Raw genomic sequence first — 22,647 nt, forward strand, 5'->3', positions numbered from 1 at the left:
TGCATGCCGTTGCGCGGGACATGCCAGTGAGCGCGTCCCTTGCGGCAGCGGAGACCCCGCGTTTTGCGGTGATCGGCCTGGGCTACGTCGGCCTGCCGTTGGCGGTGGCCTTCGGTCGTCACTGGCCGACGCTGGGCTTCGACATCGATGCCGATCGCATCGCCGAGCTGCGCGGTGGCCAGGACCATACGCTGGAGGTGGAGGCCGACGAGCTGGCCAGTGCTCGGCAGCTGCAGTACGGCAGCGATCCGGCCTTGCTTGATGCATGCAACGTCTACATCGTCACCGTGCCGACGCCGATCGATGCCTATGAGCAGCCCGATCTGGAGCCGTTGCGTTCGGCGACGCGGCTGATCGCCAGCCATCTGCGCGCGGGTGACCTGGTGATCTACGAATCCACGGTGTACCCCGGCACCACTGAAGAAGTCTGCGTGCCGCTGCTGGAAGAAGGCTCGGGCCTGCGCTTCAACGAAGACTTCTACTGCGGCTACAGCCCGGAGCGGGTCAGTCCCGGTGACCGCCAGCGGCGCCTGGCTGACATCCGCAAGATCACCTCGGGGTCGACAGCGGAAGTGGCTGCGGTGATCGATGGCCTGTACCAGCGCATCATTGCCGCCGGCACGTTCCCCGCGCCATCGATGCGCGTGGCCGAGGCGGCCAAGGTGGTCGAGAACATCCAGCGCGATGTGAACATCGCGCTGGTCAATGAGTTGGCGCTGATCTTCGACAGGCTGGGCATCGATACCCAGGATGTGCTCGATGCCGCCGGCAGCAAGTGGAACTTCCTTCCATTCCGGCCGGGCCTGGTCGGCGGCCATTGCATCGGCGTGGACCCGTATTACCTGCTGCACAAGTCCGAGAGCGTGGGCTACCACCCGGACCTGATCCACACCGCGCGGCAGGTCAACAACCGCGTCGGTGAGCATGTGGCGTCGCGGGTGCTGGCGATGCTGGCCGAACGCGGCCGCGAACCAGTGCAGTCGCGCATCCTGGTGCTCGGTGTGACCTTCAAGGAGGATTGCCCGGACCTGCGCAACAGCCGCGCGCTGGAGCTGGCGCAGCGCCTGCGTGATGCCGGCGCTCAGGTCGAGGTCAGTGATCCCTGGGTCGGCCCGGCGGCATTGGCCGATGAGGGCGTGCAGTGGCTGGCCGAACCCGTGGCAGGGGCCTATGACGCGGTGGTGCTGGCGGTTGCCCATGCCCGCTTCAAGGCGATGGACGAGGCCGGTATCCGGTCGCTGCTGGCGCCGGGCGGCCTGGTCTACGACGTCAAATCGGCCTGGCCACGCAACGTGGTTGACGATCGCCTGTAAACCCGGGCGGCGGGCAGCACGGTAGACTCGCAGGCAGTTGCAACCAAGGAACGCCATGCACCGGTATATCGTCTACCTGCTCGCCATCCTGATGTTCCCCATCTGCCTGTGGTTGGCCACGATCTGGCCGGCCTGGTACTGGGGCGTCGGCCTGACCGCCGCGATGGTGGCACTGGGGACCTGGGACCTGCTGCAGAAGCGCAGCACGCTGCGCCGCAACTATCCGGTGATGGCGCACTTCCGCTACGGCCTGGAATCGATCGGTCCGGAAATCCGCCAGTACTTCGTGCAGAGCGACCTGGAGGACGTGCCGTTCTCGCGCCAGCAGCGTGCACTGATCTACCAGCGGGCCAAGAACGAGATGGACACGGTGCCGTTCGGCACCCTGCGCAGCACCTACGCGGTGGATTACGAGTGGATCAACCACTCGCTGGCGCCGACCGCCATCGCCAAGCACGATTTCCGCGTGCTGATCGGCGCCAATTGCACAAAGCCGTATTCGGCGAGCGTGTTCAATATTTCGGCGATGAGCTTTGGCTCGCTGTCGGCCAACGCGATCCGCGCACTGAACGAAGGCGCGCGACGTGGTGGCTTCTACCACGACACCGGTGAAGGTTCGATTTCGCCATACCACCGCGAGATGGGCGGCGATCTGGTGTGGGAGATCGGCTCGGGCTACTTCGGTTGCCGTGACGAAAAGGGCGGTTTCAGTGAAGAGCGCTTCGTCGCCAACGCCACCCATGATCAGGTCAGGATGATCGAGATCAAGCTGTCGCAGGGCGCCAAGCCCGGTCATGGCGGCGTGCTGCCGGCGCCAAAGGTGACCGCCGAGATCTCGGTCACCCGTGGCGTGCCGATGGGCGTGGACTGCGTATCGCCGTCGCGTCACTCGGCATTCTCGACGCCGGTCGAACTGCTGCAGTTCGTCGCCCGTCTGCGCGAACTGTCCGGTGGCAAGCCGGTCGGTTTCAAGCTGGCCATCGGCCACCCGTGGGAGTGGTTCGGCATTGCCAAGGCGATGCAGGAAACCGGCCTGCTGCCGGACTTCATCGTGGTCGACGGTGCCGAAGGCGGTACTGGCGCAGCACCGGCGGAGTTCGTCGACCATGTCGGCGTGCCGATGCACGAAGCACTGCTGCTGGTGCACAACACGCTGGTCGGCCTGGACCTTCGCGAGCGGATCCGCATCGGCGCGGCGGGCAAGATCACCAGCGCCTTCGACATCGCGCGCACCATCGCGCTGGGTGCCGACTGGTGCAATGCCGGCCGTGGCTTCATGTTCGCGCTGGGCTGCATCCAGTCGTTGAGCTGCCATACCGACAAGTGCCCGACCGGCATCGCCACCCAGGACCCGGCGCGCTGGAAGCACCTGGATGCACCGGACAAGGCCACCCGCGTGTACAGCTACCACGAGCACACGCTGCACGCCCTGAAGGAGCTGTTGTGTGCGGCCGGCCTGAACGATCCGGCCGAACTGGGGCCGGAGCACATCCTGCGTCGTGTTTCGCCTGTCGAGATCCGCTCGCTGGCGTCGCTGTACCGCTACCTGGAACCGGGCGAGCTGCTGCACAAGGTGCCGGATCATGCGGTGTTCCATGCATTCTGGGCCGATGCACGCAGCGATTCGTTCCAGCCGCCGCCGAAGATCCAGGCGCTGCGCGCCAGCAAGTCGCGATAATGTGTTGCTGTAGAGCCGAGCCCATGCTCGGCTGCTTCTCTCATCGCGATGTTGGAACGAAGAACAGCCGAGCCGAGCATGGGCTCGGCTCTACAGGGAGATGTCATGCGGTTCAGGACCGGCACCATCGACGATGTCGCCATGCTGTGGGCACTGCGCACGCGTTGCGTTCGCGAGACGTGCAGCAGCCACTACCCGGCGGAGGTGATCGATCCGTGGTCTGCTTCGCCGCCGCCGTCGCAGTACGCACGGCTGCTGGGGCAGGGAGGCTGCGTGGTGGCCGAGGACGGGCAGGGTGTCCTGCTCGGGTTCGGCGTGTTTGATACCGACGCCAATGAAGTCGATGCGCTGTTCGTCGATCCGGATCGTGGCGGCACGGGCATCGGCCAGGCGCTGATGCAGCGTCTGCTGGCGATGGCCGATCGTGAGCGCGAGGTGGTGCTGTCAGCCTCGCTCAATGCGGTGCCGTTCTACCAACGGCAGGGATTCATTGCCGTGCGGGAGGAAGCCTACCCGCATCCCAGCGGCGTGGCGCTGGCTTCGGTGAGCATGCGCAGGCCGTGGTGAGCGCCGGGGATTGCAGAGTCGAGCCATGCTCGACTGCTTCATCGCCTGAATCAAAGGCCGTCGAGCATGGCTCGACTCCACAATGCGGGCGTCACCGCCCAGCCAGCCACCCGATCACGCCCTCGGCGGCGCGCAGGCCACTGGCATAGCACGCCGTCAGCAGGTAGCCCCCCGTGGGGGCCTCCCAGTCCAGCATCTCGCCGGCACAGAATACGCCGGGTGCTGCCCGCAGCATCAGGCCATCATCCAGCGCATCCAGGCGCACGCCGCCGGCAGTGCTGATCACCTCGGCCATCGGCCGTGGACGCAGAAGGCGCAACGGCAGGCGCTTGAGCGTGGTAGCCACGGCAGGCAGGTCGTGGCCCGCATCCTTGCCAAGGATCTCGAACACCAGGGTGGCCTTCACCGCATCCAGGCCGGCCTGGCGGCGCAGATGCTCACCAAAACTGCGACCCTTGCGCGGCCGCGAAAGATCGGCCAGCAGGCGTGCTTCATCGCGTCCCGGCACCAGGTCCAGCCACAGCATGGCATGGCCATCACGGTTGATGGTCTCGCGCAGGTCTGCGGCCAGCGCGTAGATCAGGCTGCCTTCGATGCCGTACTCGCTGGCTACGCATTCGCCCTGCAGCGACTGCGGTTGTCCGGCCAGGTCGAGCCAGTGCGCGACCACCGGCTTCAACGGTGCGCCTGCATTGCGCTGGGCGAAGAACGGCGTCCAGTCGATGTCGAAGCCGCAGTTGGCCGATTGCAGCGGCGCAATGTCCACGCCTCGTGCCTGCAAGGGGGCGACCCAGGCGCCATCACTGCCCAGCTGCGGCCAGCTGCCGCCACCCATCGCCAACACGCTGGCATCGGCGTGGACATCGATCTCGCCGGCTTCGGTGGCGAAGCGCAGCGCGCCGTCGTTGCCCCAGCCGATCCAGCGGTGGTTGGCATGCAGGCGCACGCCCTGTTCCTTCAGTCGGCGCACCCAGCCGCGCAGCAGCGGCGCAGCCTTGCGGTCGACCGGAAACACGCGGCCGGAGCTGCCCACATAGGTCTCCACGCCAAAGCCGGCAGCCCAGTCGCGCAATGCCTGCGCATCGAAGCCATCCAGCCAGCGGCCCACGGTCGTGGACTGCTCGCGGTAGCGGCTGTCGAACAGCGGCCGCGGATCGGAATGGGTGAGGTTGAGACCGCCCTTGCCGGCGATCAGGAACTTGCGGCCGGGTGAGCCCTTGGCCTCGTACAGGTCCACGTCCAGCCCCGCGGCGCGCAGGCGCTCGGCGGCGAACAGGCCGGCCGGGCCACCGCCGATGACGGCGACCCGATGGGGCAATGCGGTATTACGGCTTGACATCGAGCAGCTCGACATCGAACACCAGCGACGAACCGGCCGGAATCGGGCCGACCCGGCGGTCGCCGTAGCCGTAATCCGGCGGGATCATCAGCGTGCGCTTGCCGCCGACCTTCATGCCGGCCACGCCCTCATCCCAGCCGCGGATGACCTGGCCGGCGCCGAGCGCGAAGGTGAACGGCTGGCCGTGCTTGAAGGAGCTGTCGAAGGTCTTGCCGTGCTTGGTTTCGGTGCGGTTGTCGTAGATCCAGCCGGTGTAGTGCACGGTGACCTTGCTGCCGGGAACGGCTTTGGTGCCGGTGCCAGCGACGGTATCGATGCGCTCGAAGGTGGTCAGGGTGCCGCCCGGCGGCGGACCGGAGGGCTCGCTCGAGCAGCCAGCGGCGGCGAGGGACAGCAGCAGGGGAAGCAGCAGGCGGCGCATCGGGCGTCTCCAGAAGGGCGCAGGGCGAGGGCGGCAAGGGTAGCGCATCGGCGCCGGGTATCATGGCGGCATGGCAAAACTCCTGCTCAATCTGCGCAATGTCGGCGACGACGAATATGCCGATGTCTGCACGCTGCTCGACCAGCACGGCATCGCCTGGTACCGCACCGAACCCAGCCCTTGGGGCATTTCCAACGGTGGCCTGTGGCTGCGCGAGGACGCCGATCATCCGCGCGCGAAGGCGCTGATGGCCGGGTACCAGGCGGCGCGCGGTGTGCGCGTGCGGGCCGAGCGTGAGCAGGCGTTGCGGGATGGCACGGCGGAGACCTTTGGCAGCCTGTTCCGGCGGCGGCCGGTGTTCGTGGTGCTGGTGCTGCTGGGCATGGCCGCTGCGGCGGCGCTGGTGCTGCTGCCGTTCATGCTGTTGCGGGGGTAGGGGGCGCGGCCGGGTTGCACCCGGCACCCGCGGTAATGCCGGCCGCTGGCCGGCAACAGCAACAGCAACAGCAACGGCAGGCAATCCGTGGCGGGCAGGGCGGTGTCGGCAGGCGGGACACGCCGTAAACCCATCCTTGGGGGCTCGATGGCGCCATCCATGGCGCCAACGGTCCCGCCTGCCCACACCGCCCCGCCTCTGACAGATTCCGGGTGTCTGCCGGGCTTGGGGTCGGATCCCTCTGCTGCGCAGAGGGCTCTGCCCCCCCTGAATCTGTCTGTGCGGGCTGGAGGCGCTAAAATGGCAGGATGATCGCCAACACCGCTGCCTACCATTTCGCCGTCATCGACGCCCCCCAGGCCCTGTGCGACCAGCTGCTGTCGCGTGCCCAGGCGGCCGGGTTGCGGGGCACGATCCTGGTGGCGGGCGAGGGACTGAACCTGTTCCTGGCCGGCGCGCCGGAGGCGGTCGAGGATTTCTACGCCGCGCTGCATGCCGATGCGCGTTTCGCCGGGATGCGGGTCAAGACCAGCCTGAGCGAGCACCAGCCGTTCGCGCGGCTGAAGGCCAAGGTGAAGGACGAGATCATCAGCTTCCGCCGCGATGACGGCCAGCCGCTGGACTATCCGCGTGCACCGGCGGTCGATCCGGCCACCGTGCAGCGCTGGCTGCGGCAGGGCCACGATGACGCCGGCAAGCCGGTGGTGATGCTCGATACCCGCAACCTGCAGGAAGTGGAGTACGGCACGTTCAAGGATGCGCTGGTACTGCCCATCCACAAGTTCACCGACCTGCCCGAGGCGCTGGCGCCGCATCGCGAGGCGCTGAAGGACAGCACCGTGGTCAGTTTCTGCACCGGCGGCATCCGCTGCGAGAAGGCCGCACTGTGGATGGCCAACGATGGCATGGACAACGTGCTGCAGCTCGATGGCGGCATCCTCGGCTACTTCGAGGAGGTCGGCGGCGAAGGTTATGAAGGCCGCTGTTTCGTGTTCGACGAGCGCGTGGCGCTGGATGCCGAACTGAAGCCGATGGTCGACCAGCCGCTGCCGGAGCCGCGCCCCAGCGCGTTCTGACACGCTTCTGTAGAGCCGAGCCCATGCTCGGCTGCCTTTTGTTGATCAACAGCAGCCGAGCATGGGCTCGGCTGTACACGGTCCGGCAGGCCCTGAACCGGCTCCGCGGGAATCAGCATCCCGCCACCGTCACTGGCCGCTGCGCCTGGCCGACCCCATGCAGGGGAGATCCTGAGACGGAAAACCGCTGATGATCCCGTTGTCGATCCTTGACCTGGCCCCGGTCTGCGAGGGCAGTGACACCACCGCCGCCTTCGCCAACATGCTGGAACTGGCCCAGCACGCCGATGCGCTGGGCTACCGCCGTTACTGGCTGGCCGAACACCACAACATGCCCGGCATCGCCAGCGCGGCCACGGCCGTGCTGATCGGCCACGTCGCGGGCGGCACCCGGCGTATCCGCGTCGGTGCCGGCGGCATCATGCTGCCCAACCATGCGCCGCTGCAGGTGGCCGAGCAGTTCGGCACGCTGGCTTCGCTGTATCCGGACCGCATCGATCTCGGCCTCGGCCGTGCGCCGGGCACCGATCAGCCCACCGCGCGTGCACTGCGCCGCTACTTCGACAGCGCCGACCAGTTCCCGCAGGACGTGCGCGAACTGCTGCACTACTTCGAGCCGGTACAGCCCGGGCAGGCGGTGCAGGCGGTTCCGGGCGGTGGCCTGCGGGTGCCGACCTGGATCCTGGGGTCCAGCCTGTTCGGCGCGCGCATGGCCGCCGCGATGGGCCTGCCCTATGCGTTTGCCTCGCACTTTGCGCCCGATGCCATGGACGAGGCGCTGGCGGTGTACCGCCGCGAGTTCCGCCCCTCGGCCACGTTGAAGCAGCCGCACGCGATGCTGGCCCTGAATGTCGTCGCCAGTGACAGCGAGGCCGAATCGCGCCGCCTGTTCACCAGCCAGCAGCAGAGTTTCGTCAACCTGCGCCGCGGCCGGCCGGGCAAGATTCCGGCGCCGATCGACGACATCGAAGCCTTCTGGGAGCCGCACGAAAAACTCGGCGTAGAGCGGGCCCTGGCCTGCACCGTGCTCGGCGATCCGCAGCAGGTGGCCGATGGCATCGCCGCGTTCGTTGAGCGTCACTCGCCGGACGAGCTGATGCTCACCGCCAACCTGTATGACCACCGCGCGCGCCTGCGTTCGTTCGAACTGGCGATGCAGGCCTGGCACGCCCGCCACGCGGGCTGAACAATGGCGTCACGGCCCGTTGCAGCCGCGACGGGTCTGATGGGGGCTCTACCCATTGGAGCCTCCCATGGCGGATACCCGCGCCGAACACATCGCCCAGCTGGCCGAACTGATCAAGGACGTGGAGGTGGCGATGTTCACCACCACCGGCGTCGACGGACGACTCTACAGCCGGCCGCTGGCCACCCAGCAGGTCACCTTCGACGGTGACCTGTGGTTCGTCATCACCGCCGACAGCCCGAAGGTTGCCGAGATCGCGCTTGATCCGCACGTCAACGTGGCCTATGCCTCGCCGTCGAAGAACACCTACGTATCGGTGGCAGGGCGCGCGCGCATCGTTGATGACCGCGCGAAGATCGAGGAACTGTGGTCGCCGGTGATGAAACTGTTTTTCCCGGGCGGCAAGGACGACCCGAACCTGCGCCTGATCCACGTGCGGGCCGACTCGGCCGAGTATTGGGATGGTCCGGGCACGCTGCTGGGCAAGGCGTTGAATTTCGTGCTGTCGGCGGTGCAGGACGAGCCGGCGCAGTTGGCCGACAATGGCTTCATCGATCTTCGGTGAGGATCGATATCCGGTATTGGTAGTGCCGGACGCTGGCCGGCAGACCTGGAAACGTGGCAGCCGGCCAGCGGCCGGCTCTACCGGATTCCGGCTCAGAACCAGCGCTGGAACAGGTCCACCGTGTAGCCCACCAGCTGTCCCGAACTGAAGCCGAAGAACGCGATCGCCGCCAACGCGGCGATCCAGTTGAACAGCATCAGCGCGCCATCGCGTTCCAGCAGCGCCAGCGAGAACAGCAGCAGCTGGAAGCCGAACAGGAAATTGGTGAAGGGGATCGGCAACGACAGCAGCAGGCCCAGCAGCACCAGCAGCAGGCCGCTGAAGGCGTGGGCGGGGAGGGGTGTCAACAGCTGCGGCAGGCGTGGCCTCAGCATCCTGTCCAGGCGCCGCAGTGGGCGGTCGATGCGGTCCAGGAAACGGTGCATGGTGCCGCGCTTGGGTCCGCGGCGGGCAATGAAGCCGGGCAGCCACGGCCGGCGCAGGCAGAACAGCATCTGCAGGCCGATCAGGATCACCAGCGGGCCGCTGACCGCGCCACCCATGCCCGGGATCGGGATGAACGAGGGCAGGATCGCCACGAACAGGAACACGCCGAACGCGCTCTGCTGCAGGTTGCTCAGGATCTGGCCGAGCGGCATGTGCTCGGCGGGGTCGCCGGAAGCGAACATCTCCAGCAGGGTGCGGATGCCCTCGTTGCGGTAGGCCGGGCGCTCGGCGCCTGGACCCTGGCCAGCCTCAGGCGGTGAGCTCATCGGCCTGCTCGTCGGACAGCGTGCGCAGCAGCAGCTTGTCCACCCGCGCACCGTCCAGGTCGACCACTTCGAAGCGCCAGCCGGCCCAGTCGAAGTACTCGCCTGCGTGCGGGATGCGGCCGAAGTAGTGGATGCACATGCCGGCCAGGGTGTAGTAATCGCCGTCCTCGGCATCGGGCAGCTCGTTGCTGCCGATCAGTTCGCGCAGGTCTTCGATCGGCAGCGAGCCATCCACCAGCAGCGAACCGTCCTCGCGGGTCACCACCAGCGCATCTTCATCGGCATTCTCCACCGCCTGCAGGCGGCCGACCACGGCGCCCATCAGGTCGCTGATGGTCACCAGGCCCTGGATCTCGCCGTACTCGTCAACCACCAGCGCCATCGACTGCTGTTCCTCGCGGAAGATCTCCAGCAGCTTCATCGCGTGGGTCGATTCGGACACGTAGAGCGGTTCGCGCAGGGTCTGGAACAGCGCGTTGTCGCCGCGTGCCATGCGCGTGGCCAGCGATTTCAGTTCAAGTACGCCGACCACGTCCATGTCGTTGTCGCGGTACACCGGGTACCGCGAGAACTCGTGCTCGGCCATGATTTCCAGGTTGCGCTCCAGCCCGGCCTGGGTGTCCAGCCAGGCAATGCGGTTGCGCGGGGTCATCAGGCTGTCGGCGGTGCGGTCGCCCAGGCGCATGACGCGGTTCATCATGTCACGCTCGTGGGCGTCGATCACACCGGCTTCGTGGCTCTCGGCCACCAGCATGCGGATCTCTTCTTCAGTCACCGAGGCGACTTCGTCCTTGCCCAGGCCGAACAGGCGCAGCACCAGCTGGGTGGTCTTGGACAGGAGCCAGACGAAGGGCAGGGCCAGCTTGGCCAGCCAGCTCATCGGCATCGCGACCAGGCCGGCAATGGCCTCCGAGCGGGTCAGCGCCAGGCGCTTGGGCACCAGTTCGCCGAAGATCAGCGTGATGAAGGTGATCAGGCTGACGGCCAGCGCGGTACCGATGTTGCCCGCGTACGCAAACCCCGGCATCAGCCCCTGGATCCAGCCGGCGAAGGCCTCGCCCAGCGCCTCACCGCCGAGGTAGCCGGTCAGCACGCCGATCACGGTGATGCCGATCTGCACGGTGGACAGGAAGCTCTCCGGCTTCTCGGACAGCTCCAGCGCCTTGGCCGCGCGCTTGGAGGTGGCAGCCATCTGCTTCAGGCGGCTCTTGCGCGAGGTCATGACCGACATCTCGGACATGGCGAAGAAGCCGTTCAGCAGAACAAGCGCGAAGACAATCAGGATCATTTCAAACACGGGCGTCGTCCCCGGTTGGTGGCAGGGAGGGCGGGTGCTGGCGATGGCGGCAGGCGCTCAGGAACGGGATCCGGCGCGGCGCAGGGGGATAAGGGTCGTCGTCCATAAGGTGCGCCCGAAGGCGCGCTGGCATCTTAGCAAAGGGGCATGGCAGGGTGGCAACCGCCTGTTCAGGTTGGGGGTTCCAAGGCCTCGAAAGGGGGCGGGGATACCCGTGATGGTCATCTAGCCGTCATAATTCCATCTGGTGCCGTCCTTCCCGCGACGGCTGACAGGTTTCTCAATGTTCTCTCTGCAGACCATTTTCGGTTCCGGCAAACAGTTCTACACCCTGCTCGATGAGGCTGCCGTCGCGGCTTCCGACGCCGCCAAGGCGCTGCATTCCATGCTGCGCGAGGCCGACCGCCAGCCCGCGCTGGACGCCTTCAAGCTGGCCCGCCTGCGCGAACGCGCGGCCTCGGACAAGATCAGCCAGGCGCTGGTGGACAGCTTCATGACCCCGATCGAGCGCGAAGACATCGAAGCGCTGGGCTCGGCGCTGTACAAGATTCCCAAGCAGATCGAGAAGTTCGCCGACCGCTATTCGCTGGCCACGACGCACCTGGAGCACATCGACTTCGCGCCGCGCGCGGCGATGCTCGAACAGGCCGCCGGCGTGGTGGTGGAGATGGTGGCCGACCTGCGCCACATGAACCTGGACCGGATGACCGCGCTCAACGAGAAGCTGCGCTCGCTGGAGAACGAGGCCGACCGCCTGATGCTCGAGCTGTACCGCGACATCTATTCGGGCCGCCTGGACAACCTGCAGATGTTCCTGCTGAAGGAATTCTTCGAGATCCTGGAAAAGGCCATCGACCGCTGCCGCGAGGCTGGCGTGGTGGCGTACCAGATCGTGTTGAAGAACAGCTGACGGACGCCGCCGCATGTTGACCCTTGTCCTGGTGGTGATCCTGGCCGCGCTCGTCTTCGAGTTCATCAACGGCTTCCACGACACTGCCAACTCCATTGCCACCGTGGTGGCGACCAAGGTGCTCTCGCCCGGCTGGGCGGTGATGCTGGCCGCCTTCATGAACCTCATCGGTGCACTGACCGGTACCGCGGTGGCGCTGACCATCGCCTCGGGCCTGCTCAACACCAACGTGGTCGAGGTCACCCCGCAGGTGATCCTGTGCGCCCTGCTGGGCGGCATCATCTGGAACCTGATCACCTGGTGGAAGGGCCTGCCGTCCTCGTCCTCGCACGCCCTGATCGGTGGCCTCTGCGGCGCCGGCCTGGCTGCCGCCCACAACAACTGGGACGCGCTGATCTGGTCCGAGCGCCTGGGCAGCTGGGCGCAGAACAAGGGCCTGCTGTGGAAGGTGTTCGTGCCGATGATCACCTCGCCGATTGCCGGCTTCCTGCTTGGCATCGTGGTGATGGTGCTGCTGTGGGCGCTGATCGCCGGCCTGGCCAAGATCGGTGGTGCCATCGGCCGCCTGGCGCGTCCGCGCATCGTCAACGCCTTCTTCGGCAAGGCGCAGATCGCCTCGGCGGCCTACATGGGCTTCGCCCACGGCCACAACGACGCGCAGAAGACCATGGGCATCATCGCCATGACCCTGATCGGTGCCGAAGCCACCGGCGCATTGAACGACCTGCCGTCCTGGCTGGCCTTCATGCACCCGGACGCGCATGCCGGTGATGGCATCGCGATGTGGATCGTGCTGACCTGCGCGGTGGTGATGGCGGCCGGTACCGCTTCGGGCGGCTGGAAGATCATCAAGACCCTGGGCCACAAGATGGTCAAGCTGCACCCGATCCACGGCTTCGCCGCGGAGACCAGCTCGGCAACCATCCTGACCCTGGCGGCCCACTTCGGCATGCCGGTCTCGACCACGCACAGCATCTCCACCGCGATCATGGGCGTCGGCTTCGCCAAGAACCCGCGCTCGCTGAAGTTCGGCGTGATCGAGCGCATCGTCTGGGCCTGGATCCTGACCATCCCGGCGGCCGGTGGCTGTGCGTACCTGATCCTGAAGCTGTTCGAGCTGTTCGGCTGGACCTGATCGCCACGCCAAGGTTGCAAACGAAAAAGCCCGCCGTATCAGGCGGGCTTTTTCATGGGCAAGAATTTTCCGCACCCACCGTGTCGACCAAGGTCGACACCTGCCAGAGCAGAACCAGGGTCAGAGCCCGTTGCCAAGCAACGGGATCCGCCCCCGTGCCGACCAACGGTCGGCACCCACCAACAGCCCTCAGGAAGCCAGCTTTTGCAGTTGCCGTTGCCGTGGCTGTCAGCGGGTGCCGGGCCGCAGGCCCGGCCAAACCCCTTCAATTACGCTGGAACAACGCCTGTACATCCTTGCGGAACGCCGCCTGGCTGTCCGCCCGGCTGTAGAACATGTGCCCGCCCGGATAACTGCGCACCTGCACCCGGTCCGGATTGCTGCCCATCGTCGGCATCTGGTCCACGGTCAGGATCGAGCCCATGAACGGGCACGACAGGTCGTTCCAGCCATGCACGATCAGCACCTGCAGATGCGGGTCGATCGCCACCGCCTGGCGCAGCTGGGTCACCGCACCCTGGCGCAGTTCGCCATTGCGGTCCCACAGCCGGTTCACGTCGTAGTTCAGCGCCTGGTAGCGCGCATCTACTTTCCAGCCGACCACGCGCGTCACGAAGTCGACCATCGCCGTGGTGGTCGGCGCGATGATGCTGTCCAGCAGTGGATCGTTGGCGCGCTGCTCCGGATCATTCGGGAACGGATCGAACGCGGTCACGTTGGAGTCGTAGCGGCTGCCCAGCGTGCCCTTGTCGCGGAACACTTCACGCAGGTAGGCCTGGGTCTCCAGGCGCCCGCCAGCGCGGCGCACGAACTGCGGGTCCAGTCCGGTCAGCGCGGTGACCCGGCGCAGCATGGCTTCCGTAGCCTGCGGATCGCTGCGGCCCTTCATCAACGCGGTGGCGTAATCGCCACGGGTGTACTCCACCACCTCGCGCATCGCCGCATCGGTCAGCTTGCCCTGGCGCTCCAGGTGCGCCGCGGCGATCGACGGCAGCGTCTGCATCCACGCCATCGGCGAGACATCGGCGTTGTCTTCCAGGGTCGGGCTCAGGTAGGGCGAGACCAGCACCAGTCCGTTCATTGCCACGCCCAGCCGGGTCTGCAGGAAGTGGGTGATGCGCGGGCCGCGGTAGCCACCGTAGCTCTCGCCGGTCAGGTACTTGCGCGAGGCCATGCGCTGGTTGCGCAGCAGCCAGTCGTAGATCGAGCGCGACAGGTATTCGACGTCGGCACTGGGGTTGTAGAGCGCTTTCTTGGCTTCATCGTCGCCGATCCGCGCGCGGCTGAAGCCGGTACCGACCGGATCGATGAACACCAGATCGGTGAAGTCCAGCCAGGTGCCCGGGTTGTCGTGCAGGGTGGCCGGCGCCGATGCGCTGTCACCCTCGGAGCCGAAGGTCACCACCTTGGGCCCGATCGCGCCCATGTTGAGGTACACCGACGACGCACCGGGGCCGCCATTGAGCGCGAAGGTCACCGGCCGGTCCTTGCCCGGCATCGTGTAGGCGGTGAACACCACATCGGCGATCACCTTGCCCTTGGCATCGCGTACCGGCAGGGTGCCGACGGTGGCGGTGTAGTCCAGGGTGCGGCCGGCCAGGCGCATGCTCTGGCGGGCCGAGGCGTCGGCGGGCAGCGCAGGCGCTTCGGTCTTGTCGTCTTTCGGGTCGGGCTTGCCCTCGGCGTCGGACGCGGCCAGCACGCTGGCAGGGGCGATGAGCAGGCCGACGCAGAGCGCGGCAGTGTGCAGCAGGGACTTCATGGCACCGGTTCGGCAGCGGAAGGGGGTTCCGATGCTAGGCCGGTGGCGGGCCATGCCGTATGTGTCCAAAGGCATGGCCGTGCGTTGAGCCCGCTACTGGCCAGATTGGGTCAAGCGGGGAGGGTGGCTGCGGCGGCGTCGTCGGCCAGCAGGCCGTAGACGGCCGAGTCGGCCAGCTGCCCCTGGATGCGCCAGCGCTGGCGCAGCACCCCCTCGCGGTGGAAGCCCAGGCGTTCCAACACGTGCGCGGACGGCGCATTGCGCGGGTCGATCTCGGCTTCCACCCGATGCAGGTGCAGGGTGCGGAACAGGTAGGCCAGTACCTGTTGCAGGGCCTCGTGCATATAGCCCTGGCCCTGGCGATCGGGTGCCAGCAGGTAGCCGATCTCGGCGCGCGCCGCATCGCGGTCCACCGCGAATACCACGCAGATGCCCAGCAGCGGACCTTCCAGCGACTCGCGTACGGCCAGCTTCAGCTGGGTGCCGATGGCATGGGCGGCGAGGTCATCGTCGATCTGCTCGCGCGCTTCGGCCAGTCGCGTCCAGGCTGGATGGTTCCACCATCGCATGACATCCGGGTTGGACTGCAGCGTGAACAGCGCGGCGGCGTCGTCACGACGGATCGGGCTCAGGACCAGCCGTGCACTGTGCAGCGGCAGGCCGGGGAACAGCAGCGAGTGGCTGGCCAATACGATGGTCCACACGGGTGGACGCGCATTATGGCGCTGCCGGGTTTGCCGATGGGGGCGGATGGGGTCGGAGCGCATGGGGTCGGATCCGTTTCCTGACAGGAAACGGCTCTGACCCCACTGCCGCCAACCGGGTCAGAGCCCTTTCCTGCGGAAAGGGATCCGACCCCGCTCCGGATCAGACCTCCAGCGAGGCCAGATCGCCCTTCGACTCCAGCCAGCCCTTGCGGTCGGACGCGCGCTTCTTGGCCAGCAGCATGTCCATCAGCGAACGGGTCTGCTCGCCATCGTCCACGGTCAGCTGCACCAGGCGGCGCGTATCCGGATGGATGGTCGACTCGCGCAGCTGGTTCGGGTTCATCTCGCCCAGGCCCTTGAAGCGGGTGACGTTGACTGCGCCCTTGATCTTCTCGCGCTCGATCTTGTCCAGCATCGAACGCTTCTCTTCCTCATCCAGGGCGTAGAACACCTGCTTGCCCACGTCGATGCGGAACAGCGGCGGCATTGCCACGAACACGTGGCCGGCATCGACCAGCGCCGGGAAATGCCTGAGGAACAGCGCGGTCAGCAGGGTGGCGATATGCAGGCCGTCGGAGTCCGCGTCGGCCAGGATCACCACCTTGCCGTAGCGCAGGCCGGTGATGTCGTCCTTGCCGGGGTCGCAGCCGATGGCCACGGCCAGGTTGTGCACTTCTTCGGAGGCCAGCACGCTGTTGGACGACACTTCCCAGGTGTTGAGGATCTTGCCGCGCAGCGGCAGGATCGCCTGGAAATCCTTGTCGCGCGCCTGCTTGGCGCTGCCGCCTGCCGAGTCACCTTCCACCAGGAACAGCTCTGTGCGCGACAGGTCCTGGCTGATGCAGTCGGCCAGCTTGCCAGGCAGGGCCGGGCCCTGCGTGACCTTCTTGCGGACGACCAGCTTCTCGGTCTTCAGGCGCGCACTGGCGCGCTCGATGGCGATCTGCGCGATCTTCTCGCCCAGCTCCACGTTCTGGTTCAGCAACAGGCTGAACGCATCGTGCGCGGCGCCCTCTACAAAGCCGGCGGCCTGGCGCGAGGACAGGCGTTCCTTGGTCTGGCCGCTGAACTGCGGGTCGGTCATCTTCAGCGACAGCACGAACGACACCCGGTCCCACACGTCTTCCGGGGCCAGCTTGACGCCGCGTGGCAGCAGGTTGCGGAAGTCGCAGAACTCGCGCAGCGCCTCGGTCAGGCCGGTACGCAGGCCGTTGACGTGGGTGCCATGCTGGGCGGTCGGAATCAGGTTGACATAGCTTTCCTGGACCAGCTCACCTTCCGGCAGCCAGGCCACGGCCCAGTCCACCACCTCGGTGTCCTTCTTGAGGTTGCCGACGAACAGGTCGGCCGGCAGCGATTCGCGCTCGCCCAGTTCCAGCTTCAGGTAGTCGCGCAGGCCGTCTTCGTAGTACCAGGTATCGACTTCACCGGTGGCTTCGTCGGTCAGCTTGACGGTCAGGCCCGGGCACAGCACGGCCTTGGCGCGCAGCAGGTGCTTCAACGCGCGCACCGCGAACTTGGGCGTGTCGAAGTACTTCGGGTCCGGCCAGAAGCGCACGCGGGTACCAGTGTTCTTCTTGCCGACGGTGCCGACCACCTCCAGCGGCGTGGCGCGGTCGCCATTGCGGAAGGTGATGCGGTGTTCGGCACCTTCGCGCTTGATGTGCACCTCCACCAGGGTCGACAGCGCGTTGACCACGCTGACGCCGACGCCATGCAGGCCGCCGGAGAAGGTGTAGTTGTTGTTGCTGAACTTGCCGCCTGCATGCAGGCGGGTGAGGATCAGTTCGACGCCCGGGATCTTCTCTTCCGGATGGATGTCCACCGGCATGCCGCGGCCGTCATCGCTGACCTCCACGCTGCCGTCCTTGTACAGGGTGATCTCGATCGAGCGGGCATGGCCGGCGAGGGCCTCGTCCACCGAGTTGTCGATCACTTCCTGCGCCAGGTGGTTCGGGCGCGCGGTGTCGGTATACATGCCGGGACGGCGCTTGACCGGGTCAAGGCCGGACAGGACTTCAATATCGGCGGCGTTATAGCGGGCGTTCATCTATCTTCTAAAGCGCGGAGCGACGCGCAAGTGTGCGGTCTGGACGGCGATTTTGCACGCCTGCGGTTCAGCCTCGGCGCCGGGGAGGGGGTAAAATGGCAGCCGCTGGAATCTGAACGCCGGCGGCCCCATCGGGTCGAAACATCCAAGCCATACCGCGAGGAGGACCTCATGAAGAAGTTGCTGACCGTTGCAATCCTGGCCGCTGCCGCCGTTGCAGTGCCGCTGGTGGTGGCGCAGAACGCGGGCCAGCCGGCCCCGCAGCAGGGTGACCAGGCCGACAAGGCGCAGGCCGAGGCCGATGCCAAGGCCAAGCGTCGTGCCCAGGCCAATGCCGAAATGAAGGCGCAGGGCCAGCCGGCCCCGCAGAAGGAAGAAGAGGAAGAAGCGCGCAAGAAGCGCTGATCCCGCAACCTGCCAAGCGCCCTTGCGACAAGGGGGGCGCAACGGAACGCCCCGCTCAGCGGGGCGTTTCTTTTTAGGAACGTGGCGTCTGCCCCTTGGGTTGGCGGCCATCAATCTGTAAACTATGGCTTTCCGGGAGTAAGTGCGTGTCCACCCTTTGCGAATGGGCTGGAGCGGCCAAGCGTGGCTTCCAGCATGGCGGGTCGCAGGTGACGGTCGATTTGGCCGGCACGGCCGCCCCGACCTCGCACGATGGTCCCCGTCCGGCGCCTGCCGCCGCACGGATCCGCACCTCCCTCGCTGTCCCAGCGAACCGGAAAACCCCCTCCGAGCACCATGCCCGCCCTCCGGGTGCGCGTGGTGTTGCCGTTTTCCATTTCCAGACAGGATGCTTGCAGCCATGACTCCCTTGATTTTCGTAACCGGCGGCGTGGTGTCCTCGCTCGGCAAAGGCATTGCCGCCGCGTCGCTGGCCGCCATTCTCGAAGCCCGGGGCCTGAAGGTGACGATGATGAAGCTCGACCCTTACATCAACGTCGACCCGGGCACCATGAGCCCGTTCCAGCACGGTGAGGTGTATGTCACCGATGACGGCGCCGAGACCGACCTCGACCTGGGCCACTACGAGCGCTTCGTGCGCACCCGCCTGAGCCGCAAGAACTCGGTCACCACCGGCCGCATCTACGAGAACGTGATCCGCAAGGAGCGCCGCGGCGACTACCTGGGCGCGACCGTGCAGGTCATTCCGCACATCACCGACGAGATCCGCCGCTGCATCGACGAAGCCACCGAAGGCTACGACGTGGCGCTGGTCGAGATCGGTGGCACCGTCGGCGACATCGAGTCGCTGCCGTTCCTGGAAGCGATCCGCCAGGTGCGCACCGAGCGTGGCCCGGAGAAGGCGCTGTTCATGCACCTCACCCTGGTGCCGTACATCGGCGCCGCCGGTGAGCTGAAGACCAAGCCGACCCAGCATTCGGTGAAGGAACTGCGTTCGATCGGCATCCAGCCGGACGTGCTGCTGTGCCGTTCCGAGCAGGCCGTGCCGGATTCGGAGCGCCGCAAGATCGCCCAGTTCACCAACGTCTCCGAGCGCGCAGTGATCAGCGTGCCGGACGTGGACGTGCTGTATCGCATTCCGTCGGGCCTGCACGCGCAGGGCCTGGACGAGATCGTGGTCAACCAGCTGAAGCTGGCCGACAAGGCCGGTCCGGTCGATCTGTCGATGTGGGAGGACGCAGTCGATGCGACCCTGCATCCGCTGGATGAAGTGACCATCGCCGTGGTCGGCAAGTACGTGGATCACCAGGATGCCTACAAGTCGGTCGGCGAAGCACTGAAGCACGGCGGCCTGCGCCAGCGCACCAAGGTCAACCTGAAGTGGCTGGAAGCACAGGATCTGGAAGGCACCGACATGGCCGCACTGGCCGATGTCGACGGCATCCTGGTGCCGGGTGGCTTCGGTGACCGTGGTTTCGAAGGCAAGGTGCTGACCTCGAAGTTCGCCCGCGAGCAGCACGTGCCGTACTTCGGCATCTGCTACGGCATGCAGGCGGCCGTCGTCGATTACGCGCGCAACGTGGTCGGCCTGGAAGGCGCCAACAGCACCGAGAACGACCGCCAGTCGCCGAACCCGGTGATCGGCCTGATCACCGAATGGCGCACCGCCACCGGCGATGTCGAGAAGCGTGACGACAAGAGCGACCTCGGCGGCACCATGCGCCTGGGCCTGCAGGAACAGCGCCTGAAGCCGGGCACGCTGGCCCGTGAGCTGTACGGCAAGGACGTCGTCGCCGAGCGCCACCGCCACCGCTACGAGTTCAACAACCGTTACCGCACCCAGCTGGAAGATGCCGGCCTGGTGATCGCCGGCAAGTCGATGGACGACACCCTGGTGGAAGTGGTCGAACTGCCGCGCGACGCGCATCCGTGGTTCCTGGCCTGCCAGGCGCACCCGGAATTCCTGTCCACGCCGCGTGACGGCCACCCGCTGTTCATCGGTTTCATCCGTGCCGCGCGCGAGCGCAAGGCCGGCGGCAAGCTGCTTTCCGAAGCGCGCGCCTGACTTGTGAATGGGGGCTTCGGCCCCCATCCTGCATGCTTCAACCCCCAGCGCACCGGCCCGGCCGGTGCTGCGGACAACAAGGAAACGCCATGAAACTGTGTGGATTCGAGGTCGGGCTGGACCAGCCCCTGTTCCTGATCGCCGGCCCCTGCGTGATCGAGTCGATGCAGCTGCAGCTCGATACCGCCGGCAAGCTGAAGGAAGTCACCGACAAGCTCGGCGTCAACTTCATCTTCAAGTCCAGCTTCGACAAGGCCAACCGCACCTCGGGCACCGCGTTCCGCGGCCCGGGCATGGAAGAGGGCCTGAAGGTCCTGGCCGAGGTCAGGAAGCAGATCGGCGTGCCGGTGCTGACCGACGTCCATGAGTACACCCCGATGGACGAAGTGGCCTCGGTGGTGGATGTGCTGCAGACCCCGGCGTTCCTGGTCCGCCAGACCGACTTCATCCGCAAGGTGTGCTCGGCCGGCAAGCCGGTCAACATCAAGAAGGGCCAGTTCCTGGCGCCCTGGGACATGAAGCCGGTCGTGGAGAAGGCCAAGGCCACCGGCAACGAGCAGATCATGGTCTGCGAGCGCGGTGCCAGCTTCGGCTACAACAACCTGGTCAGCGACATGCGCTCGCTGGCGGTGATGCGCGATACCGGTTGCCCGGTGGTGTTCGATGCCACCCACTCGGTGCAGTTGCCGGGCGGGCAGGGCACCAGTTCCGGTGGCCAGCGTGAGCACGTGCCGGTGCTGGCCCGTGCTGCCGTCGCGGTGGGCATCTCCGGCCTGTTCGCCGAGACCCATCCGGATCCGTCCAAGGCCCTGTCCGATGGCCCCAACGCGTGGCCGCTGGACCAGATGGAAGCGCTGCTCGAGACCCTGATGGAGCTCGACGCGGTGACCAAGAAGCACGGCTTCTCGCGCTTCGCGTGAGTCGTGACCCGAGGGTGGCGCTGGAAGCCCAGCGTCATCGCCGGCACTGGAAACAGTGGCCCTGGGGCCTGATCGCACTGGGCCTGGCCGTGCTGTTCACCGTGGGCATGTTTGGCCTGGTGCTGATCGGTGCGGCGTCGGTGCGCCCCCCGGGTGATGGCAGCAGCGCGCTTGATCTGCGTGCGTATTTCATTGCGCTGCTGGTCGCGGAGCTGCTCGGTGCCGCGGGCTGCCTCGCGGCCGCGGTGCTGGCCTGGCGGCTGAATCGCGGCAAGGTGGCGGCTGGCTTTGCGATCATCCTGCTTTCGCTGTGGCTCGGCGCCCTGTTCTACGGATTGCTTTGATGAATACGAGCACGTCGGCGCGCGGCTGGCCCTGGGGCCTGGTCGCGCTGGGGCTGTCCGTGCTCGCCTGGGCGTCCCTGCTGCTGGGAGTAATGGCCTTTGCGGCCAGCTTCGGCTCGCCGGGTGACGGAAACCATGGCATCCAGGCCATGCAGTACTGGATCGTGGCCGCGCTGGTCGCGCTGGGTGTGTCTTTCGTCGGCAGCCTGGTGGCGATGGTGCTCGCCTGGCGACGCCGTCGTGGACCCGTCGCGGCGGCGGTGGCCGGTGCGTTGCTGGTGATGCTGGTGTCGCTGGCCCTGATCGTGATCGGGTCCAGCTGGGGCTGATGCCGCCCAGGCCATTTGGCAAGTGGCGGGCAGCCGGGGATAATCACGCGGCATTCGTTTTGTCGCCCCCTCTCCAGACAGGTAACCGGCCCGACCATGAGTACGATCCGCAGCATCCACGCCCGTGAAATCCTTGACAGCCGTGGCAACCCCACGCTGGAAGCCGAAGTCATCCTGGAGGACGGTTCGTTCGGTCGTGCCGCGGTTCCCTCGGGCGCCTCGACCGGCACCAAGGAAGCGGTCGAGCTGCGTGACGGTGACAAGACCCGTTATCTGGGCAAGGGCGTGCGCAAGGCCGTCGACAACGTCAACACCACGATTGCCGCCGCGCTGAAGGGCTTTGAGGCTACCGACCAGGCCGGCCTCGACCGTCGCCTGATCGATCTGGACGGCACCGAGAACAAGGGCCGCCTGGGTGCCAACGCGCTGCTGGGTGTTTCGATGGCCGCCGCGCATGCCGCCGCTGCATCGAACAAGCAGGCACTGTGGCAGTACTTGGCCGCCAGGACCGGCGTGACCCCGGCGCTGCCGGTGCCGATGATGAACATCATCAATGGCGGCGCGCATGCCGACAACAACGTCGACTTCCAGGAGTTCATGGTGCTGCCGGTCGGCTTCACCTCGTTCTCCGAAGCGCTGCGTGCCGGTACCGAAATCTTCCATTCGCTGAAGTCGGTGCTGAAGGGCCACGGCCTGAGCACCGCGGTCGGCGACGAAGGTGGCTTCGCGCCGGACTTCCGCAGCAACGTCGAAGCGCTGGACACCATTCTCGAAGCGATCGGCAAGGCGGGCTACACCGCCGGTGAAGACGTGCTGCTGGGCCTGGACGTGGCCTCCAGCGAGTTCTTCGAGAACGGCAAGTACAACCTGGTCGGCGAGAACAAGCGCCTGACCTCCGAGCAGTTCGTCGACTTCCTCGCCGACTGGGCCGCGCAGTACCCGATCATCACGATTGAAGATGGCCTGGCCGAGAACGACTGGGCCGGCTGGAAGCTGCTGACCGACCGCATCGGCAAGAAGGTGCAGCTGGTTGGCGACGACCTGTTCGTGACCAACCCGAAGATCTTCCAGGAAGGCATCGACTCGGGCACTGCCAATGCGATCCTGATCAAGGTCAACCAGATCGGCACCCTCAGCGAAACCCTGGAAGCGATCGCCATGGCCGATCGTGCCGGCTACGCCGCCGTGGTCTCGCACCGTTCGGGCGAAACCGAAGACACCACCATCGCCGACATCGCAGTGGCCACCACCGCCACCCAGATCAAGACCGGTTCGCTGTGCCGCAGCGATCGCGTGGCCAAGTACAACCAGCTGCTGCGCATCGAGGAAGCCCTCGGCGCCGGCGCGCGTTACGCCGGTCGTGACGCGTTCGTTTCGCTGAAGCGCTGAG

General features: G+C 66.6%; 22 protein-coding genes. 15 read left to right on the plus strand and 7 right to left on the minus strand.

The genetic code is table 11. The features are described 5' to 3' along the window. Window positions 1-26: 26 nt before the first annotated feature. From AC5P56_RS14870 to AC5P56_RS14880, 3 genes are all read left to right on the plus strand, one after another. Window positions 27-1,313, plus strand: a complete 1,287-nt coding sequence (locus AC5P56_RS14870; protein ID WP_134808708.1) for a nucleotide sugar dehydrogenase — start codon at window positions 27-29, stop codon at window positions 1,311-1,313. A 55-nt stretch (window positions 1,314-1,368) separates the two neighbouring features. Continuing rightward, window positions 1,369-2,991, plus strand: coding sequence for an FMN-binding glutamate synthase family protein (locus AC5P56_RS14875; RefSeq protein ID WP_134808709.1), 1,623 nt, complete (start codon window positions 1,369-1,371; stop codon window positions 2,989-2,991). A 105-nt stretch (window positions 2,992-3,096) separates the two neighbouring features. Next, window positions 3,097-3,558 carry a GNAT family N-acetyltransferase gene (locus tag AC5P56_RS14880; RefSeq protein WP_032959291.1) on the plus strand — a complete coding sequence of 154 codons (462 nt, stop codon included), beginning with the start codon at window positions 3,097-3,099 and terminating at the stop codon, window positions 3,556-3,558. A 91-nt stretch (window positions 3,559-3,649) separates the two neighbouring features. Here the strand turns inward: AC5P56_RS14880 and AC5P56_RS14885 are convergent, their stop codons facing one another. Together AC5P56_RS14885 and AC5P56_RS14890 are read right to left on the minus strand one after the other, a co-directional pair. Then, window positions 3,650-4,897 carry a TIGR03862 family flavoprotein gene (locus AC5P56_RS14885; protein WP_241886668.1) on the minus strand — a complete coding sequence of 416 codons (1,248 nt, stop codon included), beginning with the start codon at window positions 4,895-4,897 and terminating at the stop codon, window positions 3,650-3,652. Further along, a complete protein-coding gene (locus tag AC5P56_RS14890; protein ID WP_241886669.1) occupies window positions 4,884-5,318 on the minus strand; it encodes an FKBP-type peptidyl-prolyl cis-trans isomerase in 435 nt (144 codons plus the stop codon). The genes AC5P56_RS14885 and AC5P56_RS14890 overlap by 14 nt, the downstream gene beginning before the upstream one ends. A gap of 70 nt (window positions 5,319-5,388) precedes the next feature. Between AC5P56_RS14890 and AC5P56_RS14895 the strand changes: the two genes are divergently transcribed. The 4 genes from AC5P56_RS14895 (at window position 5,389) to AC5P56_RS14910 (ending at window position 8,581) form a co-directional block, all read left to right on the plus strand. Continuing rightward, on the plus strand, window positions 5,389-5,754 hold the full coding sequence (locus AC5P56_RS14895) for a DUF6164 family protein (RefSeq protein ID WP_032959288.1): 366 nt from the start codon (window positions 5,389-5,391) through the stop codon (window positions 5,752-5,754). Window positions 5,755-6,062: 308 nt separating this feature from the next. After that, entirely contained in the window at window positions 6,063-6,830 is a 768-nt protein-coding gene (locus tag AC5P56_RS14900) for a sulfurtransferase (RefSeq protein WP_134808711.1), read from the plus strand. 190 nt (window positions 6,831-7,020) lie between these two features. After that, a complete protein-coding gene (locus AC5P56_RS14905; RefSeq protein ID WP_053463437.1) occupies window positions 7,021-8,016 on the plus strand; it encodes an LLM class flavin-dependent oxidoreductase in 996 nt (331 codons plus the stop codon). Window positions 8,017-8,083: 67 nt separating this feature from the next. Continuing rightward, window positions 8,084-8,581 carry a pyridoxamine 5'-phosphate oxidase family protein gene (locus tag AC5P56_RS14910; protein ID WP_288494397.1) on the plus strand — a complete coding sequence of 166 codons (498 nt, stop codon included), beginning with the start codon at window positions 8,084-8,086 and terminating at the stop codon, window positions 8,579-8,581. Between the two features lie 92 nt (window positions 8,582-8,673). Here AC5P56_RS14910 and AC5P56_RS14915 read toward each other — a convergent pair whose 3' ends face one another. Then, the gene (locus AC5P56_RS14915) at window positions 8,674-9,333 is read right to left on the minus strand and encodes an exopolysaccharide biosynthesis protein (RefSeq protein ID WP_014646689.1); all 660 of its coding nucleotides are present in this window, start codon (window positions 9,331-9,333) and stop codon (window positions 8,674-8,676) included. Beyond that, window positions 9,317-10,621: a hemolysin family protein gene (locus AC5P56_RS14920; RefSeq protein WP_032959200.1), complete on the minus strand. Its 1,305-nt coding sequence runs from the start codon at window positions 10,619-10,621 to the stop codon at window positions 9,317-9,319. The genes AC5P56_RS14915 and AC5P56_RS14920 overlap by 17 nt, the downstream gene beginning before the upstream one ends. A 292-nt stretch (window positions 10,622-10,913) precedes the next feature. Here AC5P56_RS14920 and AC5P56_RS14925 point away from each other — a divergent pair, with 292 nt between their 5' ends. Continuing rightward, window positions 10,914-11,540 carry a DUF47 domain-containing protein gene (locus tag AC5P56_RS14925; protein ID WP_004152833.1) on the plus strand — a complete coding sequence of 209 codons (627 nt, stop codon included), beginning with the start codon at window positions 10,914-10,916 and terminating at the stop codon, window positions 11,538-11,540. 13 nt (window positions 11,541-11,553) lie between these two features. Further along, the gene (locus AC5P56_RS14930; RefSeq protein ID WP_014646691.1) at window positions 11,554-12,675 is read left to right on the plus strand and encodes an inorganic phosphate transporter; all 1,122 of its coding nucleotides are present in this window, start codon (window positions 11,554-11,556) and stop codon (window positions 12,673-12,675) included. A 265-nt stretch (window positions 12,676-12,940) separates the two neighbouring features. Here the strand turns inward: AC5P56_RS14930 and AC5P56_RS14935 are convergent, their stop codons facing one another. The 3 genes from AC5P56_RS14935 to parE form a co-directional block, all read right to left on the minus strand. Next, window positions 12,941-14,437, minus strand: coding sequence for a S10 family peptidase (locus AC5P56_RS14935; protein WP_046429900.1), 1,497 nt, complete (start codon window positions 14,435-14,437; stop codon window positions 12,941-12,943). A 110-nt stretch (window positions 14,438-14,547) separates the two neighbouring features. Continuing rightward, the gene (locus AC5P56_RS14940) at window positions 14,548-15,126 is read right to left on the minus strand and encodes a GNAT family N-acetyltransferase (RefSeq protein ID WP_111205705.1); all 579 of its coding nucleotides are present in this window, start codon (window positions 15,124-15,126) and stop codon (window positions 14,548-14,550) included. A 178-nt stretch (window positions 15,127-15,304) separates the two neighbouring features. After that, entirely contained in the window at window positions 15,305-17,194 is a 1,890-nt protein-coding gene (gene parE / locus AC5P56_RS14945; RefSeq protein ID WP_032959196.1) for a DNA topoisomerase IV subunit B, read from the minus strand. Window positions 17,195-17,365: 171 nt separating this feature from the next. Between parE and AC5P56_RS14950 the strand changes: the two genes are divergently transcribed. The 6 genes from AC5P56_RS14950 to eno all read left to right on the plus strand — a co-directional run bounded on the left by AC5P56_RS14950 (window position 17,366) and on the right by eno (window position 22,646). Further along, a complete protein-coding gene (locus AC5P56_RS14950) occupies window positions 17,366-17,599 on the plus strand; it encodes a hypothetical protein (RefSeq protein WP_014646695.1) in 234 nt (77 codons plus the stop codon). A 400-nt stretch (window positions 17,600-17,999) separates the two neighbouring features. After that, window positions 18,000-19,664, plus strand: a complete 1,665-nt coding sequence (gene pyrG / locus AC5P56_RS14955; RefSeq protein ID WP_014646697.1) for a CTP synthase — start codon at window positions 18,000-18,002, stop codon at window positions 19,662-19,664. An 89-nt stretch (window positions 19,665-19,753) separates the two neighbouring features. Beyond that, window positions 19,754-20,584: a 3-deoxy-8-phosphooctulonate synthase gene (gene kdsA, locus AC5P56_RS14960; RefSeq protein ID WP_005408999.1), complete on the plus strand. Its 831-nt coding sequence runs from the start codon at window positions 19,754-19,756 to the stop codon at window positions 20,582-20,584. Then, the gene (locus AC5P56_RS14965) at window positions 20,581-20,928 is read left to right on the plus strand and encodes a hypothetical protein (RefSeq protein WP_032959194.1); all 348 of its coding nucleotides are present in this window, start codon (window positions 20,581-20,583) and stop codon (window positions 20,926-20,928) included. Before kdsA ends, AC5P56_RS14965 begins: the two co-directional genes overlap by 4 nt. Then, entirely contained in the window at window positions 20,928-21,257 is a 330-nt protein-coding gene (locus tag AC5P56_RS14970) for a hypothetical protein (protein WP_049442298.1), read from the plus strand. The genes AC5P56_RS14965 and AC5P56_RS14970 overlap by 1 nt, the downstream gene beginning before the upstream one ends. 96 nt (window positions 21,258-21,353) lie before the next feature. Continuing rightward, window positions 21,354-22,646 (plus strand): phosphopyruvate hydratase, encoded by a 1,293-nt coding sequence (gene eno / locus AC5P56_RS14975; protein ID WP_014646700.1) that lies wholly within the window; start codon window positions 21,354-21,356, stop codon window positions 22,644-22,646. Window position 22,647 lies beyond the last annotated feature (1 nt).

This window comes from Stenotrophomonas sp. YJH_SMC_131 (assembly GCF_059367975.1).

Bases quoted from the DNA above. Each gene is read 5' to 3' on its own strand.
- AC5P56_RS14875 (WP_134808709.1), top strand. From the start codon at position 1,369: ATGCACCGGTATATCGTCTACCTGCTCGCCATCCTGATGTTCCCCATC.
- AC5P56_RS14880 (WP_032959291.1), top strand. From the start codon at position 3,097: ATGCGGTTCAGGACCGGCACCATCGACGATGTCGCCATGCTGTGGGCA.
- AC5P56_RS14885 (WP_241886668.1), bottom strand. From the start codon at position 4,897: ATGTCAAGCCGTAATACCGCATTGCCCCATCGGGTCGCCGTCATCGGC.
- AC5P56_RS14890 (WP_241886669.1), bottom strand. From the start codon at position 5,318: ATGCGCCGCCTGCTGCTTCCCCTGCTGCTGTCCCTCGCCGCCGCTGGC.
- AC5P56_RS14895 (WP_032959288.1), top strand. From the start codon at position 5,389: ATGGCAAAACTCCTGCTCAATCTGCGCAATGTCGGCGACGACGAATAT.
- AC5P56_RS14900 (WP_134808711.1), top strand. From the start codon at position 6,063: ATGATCGCCAACACCGCTGCCTACCATTTCGCCGTCATCGACGCCCCC.
- AC5P56_RS14905 (WP_053463437.1), top strand. From the start codon at position 7,021: ATGATCCCGTTGTCGATCCTTGACCTGGCCCCGGTCTGCGAGGGCAGT.
- AC5P56_RS14910 (WP_288494397.1), top strand. From the start codon at position 8,084: ATGGCGGATACCCGCGCCGAACACATCGCCCAGCTGGCCGAACTGATC.
- AC5P56_RS14915 (WP_014646689.1), bottom strand. From the start codon at position 9,333: ATGAGCTCACCGCCTGAGGCTGGCCAGGGTCCAGGCGCCGAGCGCCCG.
- AC5P56_RS14920 (WP_032959200.1), bottom strand. From the start codon at position 10,621: ATGATCCTGATTGTCTTCGCGCTTGTTCTGCTGAACGGCTTCTTCGCC.
- AC5P56_RS14925 (WP_004152833.1), top strand. From the start codon at position 10,914: ATGTTCTCTCTGCAGACCATTTTCGGTTCCGGCAAACAGTTCTACACC.
- AC5P56_RS14930 (WP_014646691.1), top strand. From the start codon at position 11,554: ATGTTGACCCTTGTCCTGGTGGTGATCCTGGCCGCGCTCGTCTTCGAG.
- AC5P56_RS14935 (WP_046429900.1), bottom strand. From the start codon at position 14,437: ATGAAGTCCCTGCTGCACACTGCCGCGCTCTGCGTCGGCCTGCTCATC.
- parE (WP_032959196.1), bottom strand. From the start codon at position 17,194: ATGAACGCCCGCTATAACGCCGCCGATATTGAAGTCCTGTCCGGCCTT.
- AC5P56_RS14950 (WP_014646695.1), top strand. From the start codon at position 17,366: ATGAAGAAGTTGCTGACCGTTGCAATCCTGGCCGCTGCCGCCGTTGCA.
- pyrG (WP_014646697.1), top strand. From the start codon at position 18,000: ATGACTCCCTTGATTTTCGTAACCGGCGGCGTGGTGTCCTCGCTCGGC.
- kdsA (WP_005408999.1), top strand. From the start codon at position 19,754: ATGAAACTGTGTGGATTCGAGGTCGGGCTGGACCAGCCCCTGTTCCTG.
- AC5P56_RS14970 (WP_049442298.1), top strand. From the start codon at position 20,928: ATGAATACGAGCACGTCGGCGCGCGGCTGGCCCTGGGGCCTGGTCGCG.
- eno (WP_014646700.1), top strand. From the start codon at position 21,354: ATGAGTACGATCCGCAGCATCCACGCCCGTGAAATCCTTGACAGCCGT.